The organism is Aminobacterium mobile DSM 12262 (genome assembly GCF_000526395.1).
GTDB classification, from domain to species: Bacteria; Synergistota; Synergistia; order Synergistales; family Aminobacteriaceae; genus Aminobacterium; species Aminobacterium mobile.
The window spans coordinates 859,537-882,673 of the sequence record NZ_JAFZ01000001.1; the positions used below are offsets into that span (position 1 = coordinate 859,537).

The 23,137-nt window shown below is 40.3% G+C and carries 15 protein-coding genes and 1 pseudogene; 9 read left to right on the forward strand and 7 right to left on the reverse strand.

Annotated elements, in window-relative coordinates; genetic code table 11:
* Nucleotides 1–8: 8 nt before the first annotated feature.
* The 3 genes from K360_RS0104160 (at nucleotide 9) to K360_RS0104175 (ending at nucleotide 5,795) form a co-directional block, all read left to right on the forward strand.
* On the forward strand, nucleotides 9–3,266 hold the full coding sequence (locus K360_RS0104160; protein WP_024821931.1) for an AAA family ATPase: 3,258 nt from the start codon (nucleotides 9–11) through the stop codon (nucleotides 3,264–3,266).
* A gap of 775 nt (nucleotides 3,267–4,041) precedes the next feature.
* Nucleotides 4,042–4,947: a helix-turn-helix domain-containing protein gene (locus K360_RS0104170; protein WP_024821932.1), complete on the forward strand. Its 906-nt coding sequence runs from the start codon at nucleotides 4,042–4,044 to the stop codon at nucleotides 4,945–4,947.
* On the forward strand, nucleotides 4,944–5,795 hold the full coding sequence (locus K360_RS0104175; RefSeq protein WP_024821933.1) for an ATP-binding protein: 852 nt from the start codon (nucleotides 4,944–4,946) through the stop codon (nucleotides 5,793–5,795). The genes K360_RS0104170 and K360_RS0104175 overlap by 4 nt, the downstream gene beginning before the upstream one ends.
* A 19-nt stretch (nucleotides 5,796–5,814) precedes the next feature.
* On the opposite strand, the gene K360_RS10475 is transcribed toward K360_RS0104175, so the two are convergent.
* The 3 genes from K360_RS10475 to K360_RS11320 form a co-directional block, all read right to left on the reverse strand.
* Nucleotides 5,815–6,198 carry a type II toxin-antitoxin system HicB family antitoxin gene (locus K360_RS10475; protein WP_245587081.1) on the reverse strand — a complete coding sequence of 128 codons (384 nt, stop codon included), beginning with the start codon at nucleotides 6,196–6,198 and terminating at the stop codon, nucleotides 5,815–5,817.
* A gap of 80 nt (nucleotides 6,199–6,278) precedes the next feature.
* Nucleotides 6,279–6,479 (reverse strand): type II toxin-antitoxin system HicA family toxin, encoded by a 201-nt coding sequence (locus K360_RS0104185; RefSeq protein WP_211235516.1) that lies wholly within the window; start codon nucleotides 6,477–6,479, stop codon nucleotides 6,279–6,281.
* A 183-nt stretch (nucleotides 6,480–6,662) separates the two neighbouring features.
* On the reverse strand, nucleotides 6,663–6,800 hold the full coding sequence (locus K360_RS11320) for a hypothetical protein (protein ID WP_156923337.1): 138 nt from the start codon (nucleotides 6,798–6,800) through the stop codon (nucleotides 6,663–6,665).
* A gap of 265 nt (nucleotides 6,801–7,065) precedes the next feature.
* On the opposite strand from K360_RS11320, the gene K360_RS0104190 reads away from it, so the two are divergent.
* From K360_RS0104190 to K360_RS0104215, 6 genes are all read left to right on the forward strand, one after another.
* Nucleotides 7,066–10,254 (forward strand): helicase-related protein, encoded by a 3,189-nt coding sequence (locus K360_RS0104190; RefSeq protein WP_024821935.1) that lies wholly within the window; start codon nucleotides 7,066–7,068, stop codon nucleotides 10,252–10,254.
* A gap of 2 nt (nucleotides 10,255–10,256) precedes the next feature.
* Nucleotides 10,257–13,661 (forward strand): Eco57I restriction-modification methylase domain-containing protein, encoded by a 3,405-nt coding sequence (locus K360_RS0104195; protein ID WP_024821936.1) that lies wholly within the window; start codon nucleotides 10,257–10,259, stop codon nucleotides 13,659–13,661.
* Nucleotides 13,658–14,380 (forward strand): hypothetical protein, encoded by a 723-nt coding sequence (locus tag K360_RS10960; RefSeq protein WP_024821937.1) that lies wholly within the window; start codon nucleotides 13,658–13,660, stop codon nucleotides 14,378–14,380. Before K360_RS0104195 ends, K360_RS10960 begins: the two co-directional genes overlap by 4 nt.
* Complete coding sequence (locus K360_RS10965; RefSeq protein WP_024821938.1) at nucleotides 14,381–14,863, forward strand: gamma-glutamylcyclotransferase family protein; 483 nt, start codon at nucleotides 14,381–14,383, stop codon at nucleotides 14,861–14,863.
* Nucleotides 14,864–15,146: 283 nt separating this feature from the next.
* Nucleotides 15,147–16,874 carry an ATP-dependent nuclease gene (locus K360_RS0104210; RefSeq protein WP_024821939.1) on the forward strand — a complete coding sequence of 576 codons (1,728 nt, stop codon included), beginning with the start codon at nucleotides 15,147–15,149 and terminating at the stop codon, nucleotides 16,872–16,874.
* Nucleotides 16,871–18,289, forward strand: coding sequence for a UvrD-helicase domain-containing protein (locus tag K360_RS0104215; RefSeq protein WP_024821940.1), 1,419 nt, complete (start codon nucleotides 16,871–16,873; stop codon nucleotides 18,287–18,289). The genes K360_RS0104210 and K360_RS0104215 overlap by 4 nt, the downstream gene beginning before the upstream one ends.
* Before the next feature lie 242 nt (nucleotides 18,290–18,531).
* On the opposite strand, the pseudogene K360_RS11455 reads toward K360_RS0104215, so the two are convergent.
* The 4 genes and pseudogenes from K360_RS11455 to K360_RS0104235 form a co-directional block, all read right to left on the reverse strand.
* A pseudogene (locus K360_RS11455) lies at nucleotides 18,532–18,902 on the reverse strand (transposase); the annotation flags it as partial.
* 132 nt (nucleotides 18,903–19,034) lie between these two features.
* Nucleotides 19,035–20,336, reverse strand: a complete 1,302-nt coding sequence (locus K360_RS0104225) for an MBL fold metallo-hydrolase (RefSeq protein ID WP_024821941.1) — start codon at nucleotides 20,334–20,336, stop codon at nucleotides 19,035–19,037.
* A 1,006-nt stretch (nucleotides 20,337–21,342) separates the two neighbouring features.
* Nucleotides 21,343–21,699 carry a DUF488 domain-containing protein gene (locus K360_RS0104230; RefSeq protein WP_024821942.1) on the reverse strand — a complete coding sequence of 119 codons (357 nt, stop codon included), beginning with the start codon at nucleotides 21,697–21,699 and terminating at the stop codon, nucleotides 21,343–21,345.
* 180 nt (nucleotides 21,700–21,879) lie between these two features.
* A complete protein-coding gene (locus K360_RS0104235) occupies nucleotides 21,880–23,049 on the reverse strand; it encodes an FprA family A-type flavoprotein (protein WP_024821943.1) in 1,170 nt (389 codons plus the stop codon).
* Between the last annotated feature and the right edge of the window lie 88 nt (nucleotides 23,050–23,137).

Sequence of the window (23,137 nt, forward strand, 5' to 3'; positions counted from 1 at the left end):
GGCTGGACATGAAAATTCTTGAACTCCGATTTAAAAACCTGAACTCTCTCTACGGAGAGTGGCGAATCGATTTTACAGATCCAGCGTATATGACGCACGGCATCTTTGCGATCACGGGGCCGACGGGCGCCGGCAAATCCACCATCCTTGACGCAATCTGCCTGGCTTTGTACGGGGCAACTCCTCGACTCGGGCGGATCACAAAGAGCGGCAACGAAATCATGTCTCGTCAGACGGCGGAGTGCTTTGCAGAGGTTGTTTTCGAATCTCAGGCAGGGCGTTTTCGTTGTTTCTGGGAGCAGCATCGCGCCCACGGTAAGATTGATGGAAACCTCGTCGATGCACATCATGAGATCAGCGAAGTGAAAGACGATGGGCCAGGCACAGTTATCGAGTCGAAAAAAAGCCTGGTTCCGGGCGTTATTGTAGATAAAATTGGAATGGATTTCGACCGTTTCACCAGGTCGGTTCTCCTTGCGCAGGGCAGCTTCGATACCTTCCTGAAGGCCAACCCGGAGCAGAAGTCAGAAATACTTGAACAGATAACTGGCACCGAGATTTATTCTGAAATTTCACGACGTGTCCAGAAGCGTCATAGTAGCGAAAAAGATGCGTTAGGCCTGCTGGAAGCCGAGGCTTCTGGCATTGAACTTCTCACTCCCGAGCGGGAATGCGAGATTGGGCACGAGATAGCCGAAAAACGAGAAGAAGAGACCACCCTCGCCGCTCAACGGGAGGAGACGGAGCGCGCCCTTTTGTGGCTGAAGGATATAGAAACACTTCATGGAGAGATCGCTTCTCTCGCTGAGGAATCCGCAAAGCTCGCATCCGAAATGGAAAAGTTCCAACCGGAGCGAGAGCGCCTTGACCATGCCCAGAAAGCGGCCGAACTTGACGGCGAATATGCCAGACTGGCAGAGGTTCGGAAGGTTCAGAGCGATGATAGCGCCTCGTTGGAAAAGCTGGAAGAGGAGCTTCCCGGGCTTGAGGGTTCCTTTAAAGAGTGTGAAGAGAGCTTGAAAAAAGCAGAGCAGCAGACCCAAAAGGCCAAAGAAGAGCTGAACCAAGAGGTTCCTCTTATTAAAAATGTGCGTTTGCTCGACCAAAATCTCGCCCTGAAAGGGGAAGACGTGGAATCGTGCACCAAGAAGTGTACGGGGATTGCCGAGGCGATTGAGGCAAAGGAGAAGGAGAGGGGGGTAAAGGAAGCGGAACACAGTAGAGCCGGTGAAAAGTTGAAAGGTGTTCATGAATACCTTGAGACCCACTCCGAAGATGAGTGGCTGGTAAGCGGTTTGACGGGAATAGAAGAGCAGTTGACCTATCTTCTTGACAAAAAGAAGGCCGTGACCCAGAAAGAGGCGGAGGTACGACAAGTTCAGGCAGACCGTGTCACCTGTTGCGAAAGGCTGGCGGAGTGTGTCAGAAAGAATGACGTTCTCAAAAAGCAGGTTGAAGAGACTGTCAAGGCTCACGAAGAGACGCAAAAAGAGCTTGAAACTCTCTTGGCAGGGCGGTTACTTCGAGAATATCGCGCCGAAAAAGAAGCCCTGCTGCGTGAAATGAACCTCCTCAAAAAGATAGCGCAACTTGAAGATTACAGAGCCCAACTTGAGGACGGCAAACCGTGCCCACTCTGTGGAGCTACGGCCCATCCCTATGCTGAGGGGAATATTCCTCTCCCCGATGGAACGCAGAAAAGGATCAATGAGCTGACGGGGCTTATAGAAGCGGCAGAAGCTTTGGGCGAGGACGTAAAAGAGCGTGAAGCAGCTGAGCGGGAGTCCACGAGCAAACTAAAAGAGTTGGAAAGCGATGTTCGGCTCGTTACACAAGAGAAGGAAAGGGCAGAAAAAGATCTCTCAGACTTGAATGAGACGCTACAAAAGATGAGAGACGACTATGAGCGCTTAAAGGTAACTATATCAGAGAAACTGCACCCCCTCGGCGTCGATCTCACATCAGAGACAGACATCTCTTCATTGCGTGGGGCGTTGCACGAACGGCTTGAAGCATTGCAGACCCATGTCGATGAGAAGGAAAAAGTAGAAAGAGAGCTCTTTCAGCTTGAAAAGACGTTGGGTAAGCTTGATGGTGAAATTGAGACGCAGAAGATGGATTTGGCAGAGAAAAAGCAGGCCTTACAGTCGGCTCAAGATGGATATACGAGCGCAATGGCTGAGCGCCAGAATCTCTACGGAGATAAAGACCCCGACAAAGAAGAAGAGCGTATGAGCCAACAGATTGCCAAGGCTGAGGAGGCTGAGAGAGAGGCACGAAATCGGCTTAACCTAGCGCAACAGATGCTGACCGCAACGAAGGCAAGCATAGAGTCGCTCAGTACGAAGATTGGGGAGAGAGCGTCGCTGCTTGACGAGCTCGAATCGGCGTTTCATATCTCTTTGCATGCGGGTGGGTTCTGCGACGAGGCGCGGTTCCTGCAGGCTCGCCTTACATCTTCGGAACGGGCGGCGCTGGCAAACAGGGCAAGGAGCCTCGACAACCGGCAGACGGAACTCAAGGCCAAAGAGGAAGACCGCAAAGAGCGTTTGGCGGCTGAAATTGCCAAAAAGGTGACAGATGAGGGGCGTGAAGAGCTTGAGCCCCAATTTAGGGAGTGGGAAGAAAAACTGAGGCTTCTTCGTGACGTTATTGCGGGGTTGAAGCAGCAGCTTGCCTTGAACAGCCAGGCCAAAGAGCGCATGAAAGAGAAGCAGGGGGCTATTGAAGAGCAGAAAAAAAAGTGCAATCGGTGGGCTAAACTGCATAGCCTGATAGGGTCGTCAGATGGCAAAAAGTATCGGAATTTTGCGCAGGGGCAGACCTTCAAATTGATGGTGTCTCATGCCAATCGGCAGCTTGCCAAAATGACAGATCGCTACCTTTTGATACAAAATGAGGAACAACCGCTGGAGCTTGATGTTATCGACAACTACCAGGCGGGGGAGGTCAGATCGACGAAAAACCTCTCTGGTGGAGAAACCTTTATTGTGAGCCTTAACCTGGCCCTTGGACTCTCGAAGATGGCGAGTCAGAAGGTGAGGGTCGATTCTCTCTTTCTGGACGAAGGGTTTGGAACGTTAGATGAAGATGCCTTGGAAACCGCTCTCGAAACCTTAGCTGGCTTGCAGCAGGAAGGAAAGCTGATCGGCGTGATTTCACATGTATCCGCGCTGCGAGAGAGGATCAGCACGCAGATTGAGGTGGAGCCGGTGTCGGGTGGGAAGAGCAGACTGACGGGCCCGGGATGTTGCGAGGGCGCGTAGGGCTGCTATAAAGGCTATGGAAGAGGCCGAAGTGGCTTTTTAGTAGATAATGCAGGCGTTACCGGTCTGCTTGAAGTTAAAAAACAAAAGAGAAGGAGTGGATCTCGATAAGGGGCTGTTCCTTCTTTTTTAGTTTTTGCTGCTCATGAAATGGCTTCTACGAGCCACAAAACTTTTTGCTGATCGTATATAAGCCACAAATTCCCTTGCTGCTCATAAAAAGAAATATACGAACTGCAAAGTATCGCTTTTATTCAGGGAAACCATTCTGCTCAAAATATAAGCGCAGAAAAATTCCCGTACCTCTTCGCCCTTACCTGCGAAATAATTTTCTAAATGTCGCTTGCCTCGAAAACTTCAAAGAGAAGTTTCCTTTTCAGGCTTCCCCATGCTTTAAATTTTTGTACTGAAATCCCCAAAGAGAAAACTTCCTTTCATGATTACTTTTCCCACTCAAAACTCCAAAAACTTTTCACTTTTTGTTTTTTCAATGCCACGAGCACACTTATACATATAGAGAGACTCTATTTTTTAAAAATATTGGCGAGTTTGAGCGTCGGGAATTTTTTGAGCAGCATGTCGAGCCACAGTTCGGGCAGATATAGGCCCGAGCTTCAGATCCAACATCAAATTGAATCACAGGCCGAATGTAGATTCGAATTGCTTAAACCGCCTGAACTGCTTGAACGCCGGAAATATTTCAAGCTCACGGAGAGTTTCTCGTGGCTGCATTGTCTCAGTTACGTGGCAATTCATTAGAAAGAGGGGAAGTTTTGTGGCAGACCAGACACTTCTAAACGACACTCGTGATTTTTGGTGGACGTGTGTAGACCGGTGCGTCATTCGTGATAAAGACCTTTCTCCTATCGACAAAACCGTTTACGCCGTTCTTTGCAGCTTTGCGTCTACGTATGAGAGAAAATGTTTTCCTAAAGTGGCAACAATTGCCGCATATGCGAGGTGTTCCGTGCGCTCCACTCAAGAGAGCTTAAAACGACTGCAATCGAAAAAATATTTGAGGAGAACTCCTCGATACAAAAATAAGCGTCAGCTCTCTTCGGAATATACACTCATTGGCCACCGAGCGAGAAATGCATCTCCTACAAGGGCGCATGACGTACACCAGGGGGGTGCGCCAAAGGCAGTGGCGGAACTAGAATCACTTGAACTAGATACTTCTCTTTCAGAGAAGAGAGAAAAATTCTCTCCAGAAGCGCGTCCTTCAGGTGGCTTGTACGGAACATCAAACGCAAAATCCCAACCAACCGCTTCCACGCAATATATTCCTAAAGCGACAGTGGAACTGGAAGAAGTTCCTCAAGTAATGCGTGCAACGGTGGAGTATTTCCTACTCAAAACGGGAAGGAAGGAAATTACCCCACAAGAACTTTCCGCACTCAAAGTCCTCGAGAAAATTCATGTACCCGCACGTGTGAACCATGAGATCGCAAGGGCGGTGGCACGATATGAAAAGCTGAACCGTCCGCTCCACAGCCTGACTCTTGAATACATTTACGAAAGCTTGAAATATCAAACATCGAGGCGAAAGGGCGAGTCTGAAACTCAAGAGGTTTCCACATCTGAAGATCCATATGAAAAGCAACGATCGGCCGACTTGAAAGAGTGGGAGGCCAGGCGGCAGGAGGCCTTGATTGAAAAATACGGAGGTGAGTTGCCATGACAAAACGAGTTCTCTCGTATGTGCGGCGACTTTTCAAAAATCCATCTATAACGAAATCGGATTTATATGGCTCCATGGGAGATTTCATACAGGCTGAAGAGCAGCAACGGTTCTGTGCCAAATGTCCGGGAATCACATTGTGTAAATATAAGGGGCTCCGATGGTCGATTTCAGTGAAAAAAATCTTTAGACGGCAGATTATTGTAGCTGAGGTGGGGAATTGTGTGAATCGCCAGAGGGAAAAACGGCAGCGAGAAACGGAACAACTCATTCGGGCGAGCAAGATCCCAGAGGCCATGAAACGCTGCACTTTCGGTACGTTCATAACGGCCGGAGACCCCATGATCAGGACGGCGAAGGGGTTGGCAATGGCGAGTGTGGAAGACGGCGCCTCCTTAATTCTGGGTGGAGGAACTGGCGTGGGGAAGACCCATCTTGCCATCGCTATGGTGCAAAAAACGGTCAGTCGAGGGAAGGCGGCTCTATTCGTTCCGGTGGTGGATTTGCTCGACGAAATTCGGTCAGGCTACAATGAAGGAACCGCAGACGCGATTCAACAGGTGGTGAAGGATGCGGATTGCGTGGCTCTCGACGATTTGGGGGCGCAGCGGTCTACAAGCTGGGTAAGCGAGAGGCTTTTTTCTGTTATCGACGCGCGATACAGGTCGGGGAAACAGACGATCATTACCACGAATGCGTGCTCTATGTCGCAGCTTGAGAAGATGTTGGGGGAAAGAGGGCAGCGGATTGTTTCACGGTTGGCAGAGATGGCGCAGCCTCTGTTTATCAAGGCCCGGGATTTCAGAACACGCAAAAATGTGCAGCAGCGCCTTCCTGTTGGGAAGTAGCGGTATGGTTTGTTTTAAATCATGCAATGGTGGGGGCGGGGTGTGAAAATGGCGTTTCAGCTTTAATATCTATACCGAGTTCTTGCGCAATTGCAACTTGAAGCATCAAACTATAATTTTTGATTCCCGCTTCTTTGGCGGCACGATCCATCCATGCGGGTATTGCAAGCGTCTTTTTTACGCTGTACTCTTTTATAGACGCGCGAATGAGTGGCATCCAAACCTCGATAAGAACATAAGCAGCGCCCTTTCTTTTAATAGATGATGGAGTGGGGATTGGTTCCCCATCGACTTCCATGCCGTAGATATGTAGCCCCAACGCCTCTTTTGCGCATTTGATAGCATCTGTTTCGTCTTTACTTACCGTAACGCACCCAGGCAAATCGGGGGATGTTACTCCCACTTGATTTTCTTCATAGTGAAAAGTGCTGAGTAAATATAGCGGTCTGCCATTGTCTTATTCCTCCTCTGGGGAAGGAATCATTACTTGAGTCGTATTCCTGCTTGTTTCTCAATACTTTTTAGTAAGGCTCCTGAAATATCTTTCTCTGGATGTTTTACCGTAACGTTCCCTTTTTTGTGAGGGTGTTTTAATTGGACAGGATCTCCAATGGAAGCAACCTTCTCCCATCCTTTTGCTTTCAGTATGGCAATGTTTTCTCTTGATGATATCGTACGACCCAATCCACAGCCACCTTTTTGGTACTCTTATTGCAATGCATCAACACGTATTGTCAATACATATTAATACTTTACAATACATTTTGATACTTTTTAATACGTACCAAAATGAGGCATGATTTGCTATATTCCTACCTTTGAGAGGACTATAGTTCTGACATAATGTAAATTTAATTTGAGCTAGAGTTAGGGAACGTGACCATATTTCAATTGCAGATGCCCTGGGAATTGTCGATCTGGAAAGCGAATATCTCTTCCACGCTCTGGCGCACATTGGCGTATACATACATAAAAAGCTTTTGGGACTGGCGAAAAATTGTTCATCGAAGCCTCCTTGGGCTGGATATCCAGTAACCTCATGTTTGTAAAGTGAACCCGTATGTATTTACGTATATTTATTAAACTCAACACCAAAAACAGAAAGATGGTACAATTTTATTGGTTTTAATAGTGGTATAAATTTTTATAGTTTGTTAATGTCTCTCCTGAATTTAAGAAAACTTATTTTTATATGCATTACACCTTAATTTGACCGACATACTTTCTTTTTCCTATTTTATGTATCTAAGAAGAATAGAGGGGAGTAGAAATGGATTCTGATCTTTCGTTTATTACCAATGAAAAAGATCAAAGCCTTAAAGAACGATTTAAAATAGTGATTAAAAGCACAGATTTCTTTGATTGTTTAGTTGGCTACTTTTATTCAAGTGGTTTCTACGCAATTTATCCTTCCTTGGAAAGTACCCAGAAAATAAGAATCCTTATTGGCATCAACACAAATAGGCGAACTTTCGACATGATGGAGGAAGCCAATAAATCAACGCAGCAACTGTTTGATTTCTCACATGCTGAAACCAAGCAGGAATTTGAAAATCTTGTACAAAAAGAAATGGACGGATGTCAAGATAACAGGAAGGTAGAAGAGGGGGTACAGAAATTTATAGAATGGATTAAAATAGGCAAACTTGAGATTCGGGCCTATCCATCACAAAACATTCATGCCAAACTCTATATAATGACATTTAAAGAAGACGATAGAGATACGGGACGTGTAATTACAGGATCAAGCAACTTTACTCAAGCAGGCTTAGTTGATAATTTAGAATTTAACGTAGAGCTCAAAAACAGAAGTGATTATGATTTTGCGAAAAAGAAGTTTGACCAATTATGGGCTGATTCTGTTGATGTTAACGAAAAATATGTTCAAACTGTTCAAAATAAAACGTGGCTGACTAAAAACATTACACCCTATCAGTTGTATCTAAAATTTCTTTATGAATACTTCAAAGATGAACTTAATCAAACTGACGAAGTCTTTGTAAAGTATTTACCAGAAGGCTTTAAAAGACTCGAATACCAAGAACAAGCTGTTTTGAACGCCAAGAAGATTTTGCTGCAATATGGAGGCGTTTTTATCTCCGATGTCGTAGGTCTTGGTAAAACATATATTTCTGCCATGCTTGCAGGTCAATTAGATGGCAGAACTCTTGTTATTGCTCCCCCTGTACTTATAGAAAAATCCAACCCTGGGTCGTGGCCCAATGTCTTTTCTGATTTTAAGGTATCTGCCGATTATGAATCTATAGGGAAGCTGGATGATTTACTTCAAAGAGGCACTGATAAATATACAAATATTATTATTGATGAGGCTCATCGCTTTAGAACTGAAGCAACGGTAACGTATGAAAAACTTGCAGAAATTTGTCGGGGGAAAAGAGTTATTTTAGTTACAGCAACCCCTTACAATAACTCTCCTAAGGATATACTCAGCCTGCTCAAACTATTCCAGAAAACGAAAAAAAGCACGATTCCTAATGTACCTGATTTAGAAGCGTTCTTTACTAATCTTGATAAAAAACTAAAAAAATTGGATCGGAAAGAAGATTATGAAGAATATATAGAAACAGTAAAAGAGAATGCTCGGGAAATACGAGACAAAGTTTTGAAGTATCTCATGGTTCGTCGTACACGAACAGAAATAGTAAATTACTTCCCTCGGGATATAGAACAACAAGGGCTGAAATTCCCTAAAGTGTCCAAGCCGGAGCCTCTCTTTTATGAACTTGACGAGAAAGAAGACAAAGTCTTTAATGAAACTATAAATCTAATTGCCAATCAATTTAGATACGCTCGATATATGCCCTTACTCTATTACAAAGGTAAACTTAGTCAGCTAGAGAAGCAATCTCAGCGTAATATGGGACGTTTTATGAAAATTCTCCTCGTTAAGCGTTTGGAAAGCAGTTTTTTTGCCTTTAGAAATACTGGGCAGAGATTTCTTCATTCCTATGAGATGTTCTTGAAGGAATTAAACAATGGTCATGTCTATGTCAGTAAGAAACATATAAATAAAATTTTTGAACTATTAGAAAATGATGATGATGTAGCTATCCAAAAATTGATTGATGAAGGCAAGGCAGATGGGTATGACAGTAACGATTTTAGTGAGCAACTTAAAGTAGATTTGGAACATGATCGCGATATTCTTATAAGAATTAAAAAATTGTGGGAACAGATAGATAGAGATCCGAAGCTTTTAAAATTCAAAGAAGAATTATCAACAAATAAAGTTTTGAAAAAAAACCATCTTATCATTTTCACAGAATCTAAAGAAACAGCTAACTATCTGTATGAAAATCTTAATGAAGAATATTCTGGAGAAATTCTTTTATTTACCGGTGATTCTGGGGAAAACGTTCGAGATAAAGTAATAGCGAATTTTGACGCTCGTGCCCGTGTTAGAAAAGATGATTATCGTATATTGATATCGACAGAGGTCCTCTCTGAGGGTGTCAATTTACATAGGTCGAACGTTGTTATTAATTATGATATTCCTTGGAATCCAACGCGAATGATGCAGAGAGTTGGCCGAATTAATAGGGTTGATACCCCCTTTAACTCTATTTACACTTTTAATTTTTTCCCTACAACGCAATCTAACGACCAAATCAAGCTCAAAGAAGCTGCGGAATGCAAGATTAATGCTTTTTTGACACTTCTTGGCGGTGATGCAGAACTTTTAACTGAAGGTGAGCCTGTAGGATCCCATGAGTTGTTTGACCGCTTAACCTCGTCGAAAACTTTGGAGGGCGAAGAGGAAAATGAAGAAAGTGAACTTAAATATCTGCAAGTTATTCGCGAAATCAGAGAAGGATCCCCTGACCTTTTTGAAAAGATAAAGCACCTGCCTAAAAAAGCTCGCACTGCAAAGCGAAATGCCGAATTTGATAGATCTCTTATAACTTATTTTTGTCGAGGAAAATTGCAGAAATTTTTTGTTTCTCGAGATAAAGAAGAAGCTAGGGAATTAGATTTTATGGCAGCAGCTAAATTGTTAGAAAGCACTCCAGATGAAAAAAAGAAGGATATTCCACGTGATTTTTATGATTTGCTAGATAAAAACAAAACTGCTTTTGTTGCAGCTACAACAGATGAGGTTGTTAAGCCACAGAGCAGGGGAAGAGATAATTCAACTAAAATTATTCAAGTATTAAAAGCGACGTTGCATAGTACTCAAAGATTTACTGAAGATCAAGAAGCTTACATTGCAAGAATAATTACACAATTAGCAGAAGGTGGCTTACCTAAACAAACTATAAAAAATACATGGAAGGCATTACAGAATCTGAAAAACGAAAGCCTAAATCCATTTAAAGTTTTGGCGGTACTTCAGTCTAATATTTCTGAACGATTGCTTGAGAGTCATTATGCAGAAGATAAATCTACTGTTCTGGGGAAACGGGAAGTAATATTGTCTTTATACTTGGCAGGTGAATAAACGTGAATAACGAACAAGCTCGGGAAATTCTAAAAACAACGTTTGAAAATGCGTTTAACAAAGATAATTTTATAGTTTTTATCAAAAATCTTCTAAATAGAATAGAGGAAGCTCCTTTTACTTATCAAGGTAATTATATTCCTGACGCCTATAAACAATACATCAAAAAATTTGAACGAATAGGCAAATATAGTGATAGAAAACATAGTATCGACATTCTTGTTGTTACTTTAAAGAAAGATACTTCCTTAGAACGCGCTAGGACAATGCAACGTAATTTTATTGCGTGGTATCTGAACGGAAGCAGAGGTGACAGCCTAAAAGATGCAGCCTTAGTTGCTTACATTTCTCCAGACGAAGAAGATTGGCGCTTTTCTTTGGTAAAGATGGATTATAAATTTGAAGAAACACCCTCTGGAAACATAAGGATAAGAGAGGAAATTACTTCAGCCAAACGTTGGTCATTCCTTGTAGGTGCTAATGAAAAAAGTCATACAGTACAGAGCAGACTTATAGATATTTTAGATGATGATGAACATAATCCCACTCTTCAAGAGTTGGAAAACGCTTTTGATATAGAGACTGTTACGGAAGAATTTTTTATTAAATATCGTGATCTTTTTATTCGAACTAAAGAAGAACTTGATCGAGTTGTAAGAGAAGAGGAACAAGTTAAATCGAATTTTGACGCTCATGACATCGATACAGTAAATTTTGCAAAAAAGCTGCTAGGCCAAATTACTTTTTTATATTTCTTGCAAAAAAAAGGATGGTTCGGAGTCCCTCGGGGCGAGGATTGGGGCACTGGGTCGAAGCACTTTCTACGTGAATTATTTGATAAAAAGCATGGAGATTATGATAATTTTTTTAACGATATAATGGAGCCTCTTTTCTATGAGGCTTTGCGTAACGATCGAAGACATGATGATCATTATTATAGCCGGTTTAATTGTAAAATCCCCTTTCTTAATGGTGGTTTATTTGATCCTATAGGTGGTTATGACTGGGTAGATGTTGATATAAAACTTTCAAATACGCTTTTTTCAAATACCCATGTAACGAGGGAAGGAGACATTGGTGATGGAATTTTAGATATTTTCGATCGCTACAACTTTACAGTTAGAGAGGATGAGCCATTAGAAAAGGAAGTAGCTATTGATCCAGAATTATTGGGCAAGACATATGAAAAATTTAATGCTATTCGGCCAGATAACTTTGATGAGTTCAGAAAAACATTGAAAAATGGCAAAAAGGGCGAAGAATCTAAGTTCAATAAAAAGTTTGGCGTCTATTATACACCTCGTGAAATTGTCCATTACATGTGCCAACAAAGTCTCATTAATTATCTTTGTACAGAGTTGAACGAAAATAATTCTTCTAGTCAAGAAATATGCGGAACCCAGATGAGTGTCTTGGGGAACCAGCAATTGAAATTAAATGTTGATGGAGTCGTAATGCCTCAAATAAACAAAGAGGAGATTGAAACACTTATTTATATTGGTGAACAGGTTACTGAAAATGAAGCTCGTGTTGTGAATGAAGGTAGAGAAACGCGCACTTACTCATATAAAATACCCCAAATTATTCGCGATAACGCTAACCTGATCGATCAAAAACTTGCGGATATTACAGTGTGTGATCCAGCGGTAGGTTCAGGAGCTTTCCCTGTAGGAATGATGAATGAGATTGTTAGAACACGAAATGTACTCTCTACTTTCATAAAACAGGGTTCTTCTTCTCGCGGGGATTATGCGTTTAAACGTCATTGCATTGAACATTCTCTTTATGGCGTAGACATTGATCCAGGTGCTGTAGAAATAGCTAAATTGCGTCTCTGGCTCTCTCTCATTGTGGATGAGGATAATATGGATGATATCAAACCTCTTCCTAACCTTGACTATAAGATTGTTTGTGGGGATTCTTTATTAGCCTATCCATACACACCAATAGGACTTGAAAAAGTAGAAAAGCTAAAAGAACAATTTTTTGGTGAAGTTGACCCGAGGAAAAAACAGGAATTACGCAATCAAATAGATGAAGGTATCTTGGGGCTCTTTAAAAATACTCCTCGAAGCCTTGGCTATCTAGTTACAATGGATTATAAAATTAATTTCTCTGAAATCTTTAGCCGAAACGGAGGATTTGATGTTGTAATTGCCAACCCTCCTTATATTCAACTCCAAAAATTACGAGGCAACCCGCTACAAAAAGCCTATAAAAATCAAAACTTTGAAGTTCATGATTCCAATGGTGACATATACTGTCTTTTCTATGAAAAAGGTATGGATATACTTAAAAAAAGGGGACACCTTGTTTTTATCACTTCCAACAAATGGATGCGTGCTGCCTACGGGGAAAAAATCCGACGATTTTTTGGAGAATACAACCCTTTGCAATTAATAGATCTGGGCCCGGATATTTTTAAATCGGCAACAGTAGATACAAATATATTCGTGATTCAAAAAAGTGGAAATAAAAATTGTTTGCAAGCAGTAACTCTTTCCTGTAAAGATAACTCTCATCTTAATATTTTGTCAGCTTTACAAAGAAATGGTGTGACGTTAAAGAACCTTAGCGAGGATACATGGTTTATAGGTAGTAACGCAGAGCTAAAGCTAAGAGAGAAAATAGAAAGAGTAGGTACACCTTTAAAGGAATGGGATGTAAAAATCTATCGTGGAGTGTTAACCGGTCTTAACGAAGCTTTTATTATCGATACGGCTACCCGTGATCGGCTTGTTGCTGAAGATCCCAAGAGTGCAGAAATACTAAAGCCGATATTAAGGGGAAGAGATATTAAACGGTATAGTTATGAATGGGCCGGGAAATGGCTAATAGCCACAGACTTTGATATAGATGTACCTAACTTATATCCTGCAATTTTCAATCACCTTTTAAAATTTGAAGAAAAAGCGCGGAAACGTGATGATAAAGGTAAAAATTGGTGGAATTTGCGCGCTTGCTCTTACTACCCAGAATTTGAAAAAGAAAAGATTGTGTGGAAAAGGATTGGTTCCGTGTTGCGGTTTGGTTATGATGTTAACAACATATATGCACAAGATAGTGCATGTATTATGACTGGTTCTAATTTAAAATTTCTCTGCGCTTATATTAATAGTACACTTGGAAACCAGTTATTGTTTAATAAAGCTCCTAAAACAGGAACAGGGGATGTTATTGTTAGCGTACAGGCTCTTGATCCTCTACCAGTTCCCCCACGAACAGCTAAAAATATTCAAGTCATTGATGAAATTGAAGTTTTATTTATTCAAATATTGACACACAAAGAACAGGACTCCAATTCAGATGTAAGTCTTTTGGAAAAACAAATTGATCAGCTTGTTTATCAGCTCTACGATCTTACTCCTGAAGAAATAGCCATAGTTGAAAGGGGGAACATGAAATGAGCAAAGATTCAATTAGTGAGGTTGTGGTAGAAAAAAGGCTTTTTGACAATGTTTCGAAAGACTTGTATCCAATAAGTTTAGCTAAAAATTGTACAATTAAAGAGTTTATAGATCACTATAATGAGCGAAATAAAGATAAACTTGTTAGTTTTATTAGGAATCGTTTTATGGAACGGTTTATTATTCCAATGGATATGGAAATGAACGAAGACTTCAAAAGCGATTGCAAAAGCGATTGCAAAAGCGATTGCAAAAGCGATTGCAAAAGCGACTTCTTATTAAATAAATATCGTCCTCTAAAACATGGTTTTTGTACTATGGCAATTTGTTGTTTGATGATCGAAGCCCTTCAAAGTTTTCGAAAAGGATTGCCAGATACTAGGGGGCAGACTAGAGATGTCTTTCTAGATTTCTTTAAAGAAAACAAAGACTTTCAGCTTAACAATGATTGTCTTCGTGAAAGTTTTTATGTAGGAGTGCGATGTGGCATTTTACACCAAGCAGAAACAACGGACGGATGGAAGATTTGTCGTGACGGCGAATTAATATCCGTTGAGGGAAAAAAAATTAACGCAACAAAATTTTTATGGGAGATGAGGAAAGTCTTGGAAAATTACTGCGAAGATCTAAAGAGATCTGAGTGGAATGAAAAGAGAGGACTTTGGCATAATTTCCTTAAAAAAATGGAGGTAATAATAAAGAATTGTGAGGGTAAATAAATGATTGTTTACTTTGCGTATGGCTCCAATTTGGATAAAGAACAAATGCAAAATCGTTGCCCTTCTTCTTGCTTTTTATGCAAAGCTCTTTTAGAAAACTACAAACTAGCATTTACGCGGAAATCTACTAAACGGGGTGGTGGAGTTGCAGATATAGTTGAATCGGTGGGGTCAAGAGTTTGGGGCGTAGTATACCAGTTAGATGAAAGAGAATTAGAGTTACTTGATAAACGTGAAGGGTATGATCCAAATAGGAAAAAGAATATGGAAAAGAATTGTTACATCAGAAAAGAATTAACAGTTTGTATGGATGGATATGAAAGAAAACAAATAATGGCTTATGCCTATCAGGTTCAGGAACCTTCCTCTTCTCATATTCCACCAAGTAGAAAGTACTTGAATCAAATTATTTCAGCTGCTGAATTTTGGGGTATAGATCCTGAATATATTGAAGAATTAAAAAATAAGGCGAGAAGTACTTAAAACAATATGGTTAGTCTCTTTAATGTAAATGGTTACAATATAGCGTTCAACAAAACCTTAAATGAAAAAATAGTGCTAGTTCTTTTGTTTTAACTTTTTACTTCACATCCTGAAAATTTCTTTCTATTTTACTGTGCTAAAGAAAAACTATATTAAGAAAACAGTCCCTTTAAAATTTGAAGATGACTTCTCATTTCTACTCAGAACCCAAGAATGGAGAAATTGGTTACAAATCAAGCGTGTTTTCATTGAAAATTCCATTACACAGAAGGGGGTTGTGCTGATGCGGATTGTCCGACTAAAAGTGGACCATTTCCGAGGAATTGAATCGTGTGATTTTTTATTTCCCGATAATACACGAATAGCGTGTTTTATTGGAGCTGGTGATAGTACAAAAACGACCCTATTCAGGGCAATAGAATGGGCATTGTGGCCGAATTGGAACATAAATGTTGCAGATACAGATTTCTATAATGGAGATTTGACTAAACCGATAAAGATTGAAGTTACAGTAACTGAAATTCCAGTTTTTTTATTATCGGAAGAAAAATTTGGACTCTATCTTAGAAAGAATCTAATTGATGAACCAGGAATTGATGAACCAGGAATTGATGAACCAGGAATTGATGAACCAGGAAATGATGAACCAGCGGAAGGAGAGTCTCCTTGCTTATCTATACAGTTGTCCATCGGTGAGGATTTGGAACCACATTGGAGTGTCATATGTAATCGTCTAGATCCCAAACCTATTTCAACTAGAGATAGGCAAAGTATGAGTTTTGGGTCAGTGGGTGAAAACTGTGGTCGTGACCTCGTGTGGGGAAGATATTCAGCATTACAAAAATATGGAACTGCTCAAGTTCCTATTAAGGAGGCTCTACTTACTACGCTAAGAGAGGCTGCAAGCCATTCTGAATTAAGGGAGTTAAATGTTGTTTCAGAACAGGTTTTAGATGTAGGACGTCGCTATGGAGTCAGTTTTGAAGGAGAAGTAATAAGCCGGCTAATAATGAATAGTGGATCGATATCATCTTCTGCGGCGTTGTTTGATAACAATGTTCCTTTGAGACAAAGAGGGACTGGAAGCCAACGTCTATTGTCTATGGGACTTAACATCAATGCTTTTGAAGATGGGACAGTATTATTAGTAGATGAAATAGAGACTGGGCTAGAGCCATTTAGACTTCGTAGTTTAATAAATGAGTTTCGCTCAACTCATGAGGATAATGGACAAGTACTTATGACAACACATTCTCCTGTTGTTGTTGCGGAGTGTAGTGTGAATGAGTTGCTTATTGTTCATTCTAACTCAGGAAGAACAAGTGTTTTTTCATTACTAGATGAAGAAAATATAGATGCGATGCAACGAATCATTAGGACTAATCCTGAGTCTTTTTTGAGCAAACGGATAATTGTTTGTGAGGGAAAAACCGAAGTTGGATTTATTAGAGCTTTAGATGATTATTTAAGTAACACTGATAATTTCAGAATGGCCTATGAAGGGGTCACTACAGCGAATGGGTCTGGATCCGATGTTTTAACAACAGCCCAAAAGCTTATGGGTTGTGGTTACGATGTATGTGTTTTCATGGATTCTGACAGAGAAGATCAAGAATCCGAGAAAAATATTGCCTGTAAAAAATATGATATTCCTATCTATTCTTGGGCAACAGGTAATTCTATTGAGGAACAAATTTTTTGTGACAGTTGTAATACGATGCTTAAAAATTTGCTATCTGTTGCAATTGAAGATAAAGGTATTCAACGCATAAAGACGAAACTTCAAGATCTTTCGTTTGTAAAAATCGAAGACACTATTGAAATTAAAAGCACTACTAAAACTCAAAGAAAACAACTTGGAACTATTGCTAAAAAAGAAAATTGGTATAAGAGGATTGGACTTGGACAGGAAATTGGAAATATTGTTTTTTCACATTGGTCTGAGCTTGATAGTAAAACGAATCTAAAACAGACAGTTGATGCATTAGTAGATTGGATAAGGAAAAAATGACAAATATAACTGAATTACAAGACTTGGAGCATATGCCGTCTGCTGCGATTGTTGCCCCTGCTGGACATGGAAAAACTGAAATTATTGTAGATATCGTAAAACGAACTAGGGGTAGATGTCTTGTTTTGACCCATACAAACGCTGGTGTTGAAGCCGTTCGCAAGAGAATGAGAAAAAGAGAAATTCCTAATTCTAAATATAAAGTATTGACAATTGCCGGGTTTTGTATGTATTGGTGCTTTGCTTATCCATCAACTGCTCACTTTACACAGATAGAGGAAGAACCATGCGATGAAGACTATAAGCAACTATATGCGGGAGCAAAAATAATATTTGGAAAAGAATGGGCGCAGAATGTTCTTTCAGCATCATATTCAAAAGTTATTGTCGATGAATATCAAGATTGCCTTCAAATTCAACATGAAATTTTTACAACTATTTCTAGTTTTATCCCAATAATTGTGCTTGGAGATCCGATGCAAGCTATTTTTGGATGGGCTGGTCAACTAGTAGATTGGAAATTGATTGATTTTCCAATTATTGAATTATCAACAAAACCTTGGAGATGGGAAAAGAGTAATCCTGCTTTGGGTAAGTGGCTGACAAAAGTTCGTTCTAAAATGTTATCAGTTTTGAATGGGGATACCGTTACATTAAATCTTAGAAACATTGATAATGTTGTTGAAATAATCTCCAAAGATGCTTTATCATGGAAGAAGATATGGGAATGCACATCACCATTTAATAGTGTTACGTTCATAACACAGTGGTTATCTCAACAGGTTGAATTTTCTAGGATGACAAGAGGTCTTTTCCAAAATGACGAAGCTCAAGAGTGTAGAGATCTATTTGAATATGCATATTCTTTTGATTCTCTACGTGGAGCAGAACTTGGATATAGAGTGTTAGCTTTTTTAGCGCAATCTGCTACTCACGTTTCTTCGGAATTATCTTCTTATTTTAAACATTTAGAAAAGAGGGATCTCGATTTTTCAAAAATTAAGAAACACAAAGATCTAGGATTTTTGATAACTGAATTATGCCAAAAGAAATCTCAGGATATAATAATTTCAATAATCGAATGGTTTGAGAGTCAATGCAAATTTTATATCTATAGAAAAGAATTAATAGCTGAAATGAAAAGAGGATTGCGATATAGTAAAATACATAACATTTCTGTGTTAAAGGCTACAGAAGAAATTAGACGAAATCCTAAATTACAAAGAAAATATTCGAAATTTAGGTTCTTAGCTTCTCGTACCGTTTTATCCAAAGGATTAGAATTTGAGTGTGTTTTGGTTGATATGCGTCAACCGCTATGCGCCAAAGATTTTTATGTTGCGATTACAAGGGCCACTAAAATGGTTTATATTATTACTAATAATAGTAATAATATATCATTTAGAGTACATTAACAAAAAGATTCGGAGAAGAATCTGGGGGAAGTTCCCATGACTTCTAGATAGGAATTTAGCTTTTATGTTAGAGATGGCAAGACCTCACTACATAGCATTGACAAAATGAGGTGAAGGAAAAATCCCCCTCCTAACGAATTGTGAATTCTTTGGTCTGGAAAGAAATTCGCGAAAGAATATTGATACTACCTTTATTGCTTCTTTTTACCGTGTTTTCTTGGGACTAGTGCCGAATTTCGGCTCATTTCCCCCAAGGCTTCCACAAGTCCCACACATTTGTCGGAGATAAAGGGATGGACTCCCTTTAATCCACGTTCCTTCAGGCAACGGAGAAAGCCGAGCCAGCTTCTTTTCAGCCAGATCCCATCAAGGTAAACATACGGGTATCCTCCCTGTAAAGGACAGTTTCTCTAGTTTCCAATGTGCCCATAAATTTTCTGGTTCATAGCGCTACGGTGAAGGGACTGACTTTGCTTCTCCAAAGGGCTTCCGTGGTGTCTTTCACACGTCTTACTGAAACTCCTGCCAGGTACATTCCTATCATGGCTTCCTCTACAGATGCCTCTTCTCTCCGATATCGCTCGAAGGGCAGACGCCTCAGCGTCGCTATACGCTAAAGAAGGAAAACGTAATAATAAAGCGCACCTCCAAAGACACATAGAAACCAGCATTTGGAGGTGCGCTTTTTTGTAAAGAACAGGTTATAACATTTTTTATATTGGTGGCTACTGTGAAAATATGAAAACTAGAACTCACCCAAAATTCTAATTTCGCTATTTTTATTTTCTGAAATTAAAAAAGGGAATTTACGATCATTCAATAGAGAATTAAAAATTGAAGGATCAGGGTGTCCATATTTATTATTTCCTCCAGCCGATATAATAAAAATGTCTGCCTCTTTTTTATTTAACTTAAAATTGTAATTGTGCGGTGAACCATGATGTGGAACTTGTATCATGCCAATTTTTCCCCAGTAGTTTTTATATTTATTGTTTAGCTCTTCCCAATTATTAGCGTCATAATCACCAAGATAAAGGCATCCAAGAGGTGGCTGGTCTTTAATTTTATTCCAACGGTTCAAAAAACATGGGACATCATCAATAATTTCTAAGAATGGACATTTAAAATACTCTCGATAATAGTAAGGTAAATAATTATCATAAAGATGTAAAAAACGTAAAAAACTTAAAGAGCTTTCATAGTCCATCCAGTGTTTATAATAAAAGGATCCCTTTTTAATGTAATTCATATAAAAAGGTTCATGTTTCGGTCCAGAATAAAGTGTCATGGAATTCGAATTAAGTTCCCTATTTAGATTCTTATAAGCGTTTCTTAATTTTTTTTGTGTTTTAATATCTTTCCACATTTTTTTAAAGTCATCTGCAGATTCCAGGGAGATCCCTCTGTCATTTAACTCTTTTATTAGCAACGTACTTTTATCGCGTGCTTTATAATTAAATGGTGAAAAAGTCCATTCGTTTCCCAGACATGTTGTTATTTCTGTTCCTGATTTTAAAATTGGTTCTTTTTGTCCGTTCTTCTTAGATGAGCTTTCTCTATTGAAGCGGTTATCGTCAGGGTCAAGTCTAAAAGAAGAACCTTCATCACTAAAACGCTCATCTTCATACCCAATAAAATAAACTTTCCCTTTAAAGTCGGGTATGCGGTTGACATCTTGTGCAGAGATTAAATTTTGAATAAATACGTTATTCCTACTATATATAGCATTATGAAGAAGGGCTTCTATCTTTTCTTCCTCAGTTAACAGAGGAAGAAAAATATTTTTGACATCACAATAATCTATTAGATATTTTAGGCCGTTAACGTGGTCATTATGTAAATGAGAAATGAAAACAGCGTCTATTTGTTCTTTGAAAGTGAAACAGCTTTTTATTTCTGACACTATAGTTTTTTGACTAGTTTCTGTACCACAGTCATAAACAACGTTAAAGAAATTATTTCTATCTCTATCAAAATCAAAGAATTTTTCTGTGTAGAAGGCTCCTTGCCCTATAGGATGGAAACATCTTTCTAGTAATATTCCCATATTTCATATCCTCCCTCGTCATTGATACTTCTACTGATTTTGTTAGTGTCATACTTTAATTTTTTTCTAAGCTAGTTTAGTAAAATACAAAAATTTCGACATAAAAACATAAGAATCTTAAACATTTATTTTTAATGTTTACTAGATTATACACTGTAAATTAAAAATTATTATAAAAATTTTTATTAAATAAAATATAAACTCAATTATAAAAAATAAAGCTTTAAAAAATGAGGAAGGGATGTGGCTAGATGTGTGATAACACCTATATCATCCTCACAACTTGACAATCCCTTTTTGTATAAATATATATAAAATTATGCCAACTTTAGTTTAGTACAGACCTCTTCCATTGTCATAAAAGCATACGACACAGCAATTTCTTACCCAACCTATACAATCAGCCTTCAAACCAGATCAATATATCCATGCGAAAAGGAAGTTTTGCGGCAAACCTGTAACTTACCACGATCGCACATATATGAGTCATGACCAACTTGTCCCTTTAATGAGCAACTGACCATCAATAGTTATTGGAAGAGTGTTGGCGGCATGAAGTTTTTACATGAAATACATCGGGCTTCAGACCGTTTCGCACGCATCAGCTGGAACCTCGATGTCACCCCCAAAGTAGACTCTCTAGAACGGGTCATCGCGACAGTTTTTTTAATATGCCACATATCAGTTCCCCTGAGAAGCGTCGACCTGGAAAAACCGAATATCTCTTCCACGTTTTGACGCACAGTGGCGGACACTAAGGCCCGTCGCTACTATCTTGAATCGGTGCTGAACCCTGCTGTATTTTGGATGGATTTGGAAAAGCTAAATCTGAAGGGAAGGGGGAAAACCACGAAACTCGACTTGAGCGTATTTTTTGCCGCCGATCGCTTTCAGCGCAAAATCTATTTGCTCGGTGTCAGGGGGGATATGTACGTATCTTTGTATACCCTAATATGCGTTGGCCCTCTTCCGTTGTGGCGAATACATGTTAGAGGTATGCGTGTCTTTACGTAGCCTCCATGCCTTCAAGAAACTCTTTCAGCACCGTTGCGTTGTTCTGCTCATTATTCTTAGAGCTGTAGAGCAGCGTTACTTTGAGTGTTTTCGCTATCTCTGCAAGGGCTCGGAGCTCCTCAATGTGTGTTTCCAACTCTTCCTGATATTGCTTTTCGAACTCAGCCCACGAGAGTCCCCCGCCATGAAAAAGCTTTCGAAGCTCGTTTGATGGGGCAACCTCCTTCATCCATTCATCTACTTTTGCTTTCTCTTTTGATACTCCTCTGGGCCATAGACGATCGACCAAAATGCGGTGTCCATCGCTGGAATCCGCTTCATCGTAAATTCGTTTCAGCGTTATAGGCATTTTTCCCCTCCTCGTTGGCAAGAACTCTAAGCCACTGACGATTATGGCCAGGCGGGCGAACTTGATTCCTTATTGAGAAGAGGCTGCACTAACACCAGTGGCGCCTCAATTTGTAGTCTCGCCTAAGCGTGTAGCAGTGCCCCAACTCACAGCGACCCCTTCGTCTGTTCCGGCTTTAACTTAAAGGAGAGCGTGTTTCTCCTTTATCTTGTTGGCGAGCCTGTCTAATGCCTCGAAATCTTCTTTCCGAGGATATCCCTTGCACATGACCGTATCTAACACGTCAACCTTAAGGTTGGGGATGAGCCCGGCGATCTGTTCCACAGCCTTGGTTCCCCAGCCATATGACCCGATAATAGCCGCATATTTCACTTTAGGCTTGAGGGCATTGGCGAGTTGGGTTACAGAAAAGACGATGGGATGAGGCCCGAAATGGACTGTAGGTGTTCCAATGACAATGGTGGCGGCGTCAACGAGGGCCATGGCGAGTTTTCCTATATCTGTTGACGATAATTCGAACTTTTCCACCTTAATATCCCGCTCTGCCAGGGAACTGACGAGATACTCTACCATCTTTTCGGTGCTGCCATGCATTGATATGTAAGGAATCACTACTTTGTTGGCAACTGTATCTGAAATCCAGTTACGGTAGTAGTCGAGGATGCACTGAGGCTTGTTGTAGATTGGCCCGTGGCTCGGTGCGATGAGTTTAACATCGAGGTCGCCAATCTTTTCCATGTTCTTCTTGATAATCGATCTGAAGGGCATCATTATTTCCGCATAGTACCGCTTGGCAGCTTCGCACACGTAGGGATCGTCGCCAGCGTAAAGGTCTGACGTGGCAAGGTGTGATCCAAAGAAATCACAGGAGAAAAGGATGTTTTCTTCCTCCAGATAGGCCACCATCGTTTCGGGCCAGTGAACCCACGGAGTGTAAATAAAGGCGAGCGTGCAGTCTCCCAGCGAGAGTTTTTCGCCGTCATTTACAATCTTGATCCGTTCTTTCGCTACGTGGAGATGATCGATAAGCAGTTCCTGCGCTTTCTGAGAGCATATGAGTTGGGCGTGGGGATACGCCTCTAAAATTGTGGGTATGGAACCTGAATGATCCTGTTCTGCATGGAGCGATATGAGGTAGTCAATTTGCGGAATGTCACGCAGCTGTTCAAGCAAAATATCCACCTTTGCGGGGTCTACAGTGTCAATAAGAGTCGTTTTTTCGGAACCGCGCAACAGGTAGGCGTTATAACTTGTTCCGTCGGGAAGAGGAATGAGTGAGTCGAAAAGCCGCCTGTTCCAGTCAATTGCTCCCATCCATTGAACTCTCTCGCTTACTTTTCTTGGCTTCATGCGCTTTCCCTCCTTGTTGAGAAGAAGGCCGCACTGACACCGGTGGCGTCAAAACTTGCTGCCTGCACGGCCTCTGTACGTTTCATTT

Coding starts and splice junctions, on each gene's coding strand:
- K360_RS0104225 (WP_024821941.1), bottom strand. CDS start 20,336: ATGGGAATATTACTAGAAAGATGTTTCCATCCTATAGGGCAAGGAGCC.
- K360_RS0104230 (WP_024821942.1), bottom strand. CDS start 21,699: ATGCCTATAACGCTGAAACGAATTTACGATGAAGCGGATTCCAGCGAT.
- K360_RS0104210 (WP_024821939.1), top strand. CDS start 15,147: ATGCGGATTGTCCGACTAAAAGTGGACCATTTCCGAGGAATTGAATCG.
- K360_RS10965 (WP_024821938.1), top strand. CDS start 14,381: ATGATTGTTTACTTTGCGTATGGCTCCAATTTGGATAAAGAACAAATG.
- K360_RS0104190 (WP_024821935.1), top strand. CDS start 7,066: ATGGATTCTGATCTTTCGTTTATTACCAATGAAAAAGATCAAAGCCTT.
- K360_RS11320 (WP_156923337.1), bottom strand. CDS start 6,800: ATGAACAATTTTTCGCCAGTCCCAAAAGCTTTTTATGTATGTATACGC.
- K360_RS0104215 (WP_024821940.1), top strand. CDS start 16,871: ATGACAAATATAACTGAATTACAAGACTTGGAGCATATGCCGTCTGCT.
- K360_RS10960 (WP_024821937.1), top strand. CDS start 13,658: ATGAGCAAAGATTCAATTAGTGAGGTTGTGGTAGAAAAAAGGCTTTTT.
- K360_RS0104160 (WP_024821931.1), top strand. CDS start 9: ATGAAAATTCTTGAACTCCGATTTAAAAACCTGAACTCTCTCTACGGA.
- K360_RS0104175 (WP_024821933.1), top strand. CDS start 4,944: ATGACAAAACGAGTTCTCTCGTATGTGCGGCGACTTTTCAAAAATCCA.
- K360_RS0104235 (WP_024821943.1), bottom strand. CDS start 23,049: ATGAAGCCAAGAAAAGTAAGCGAGAGAGTTCAATGGATGGGAGCAATT.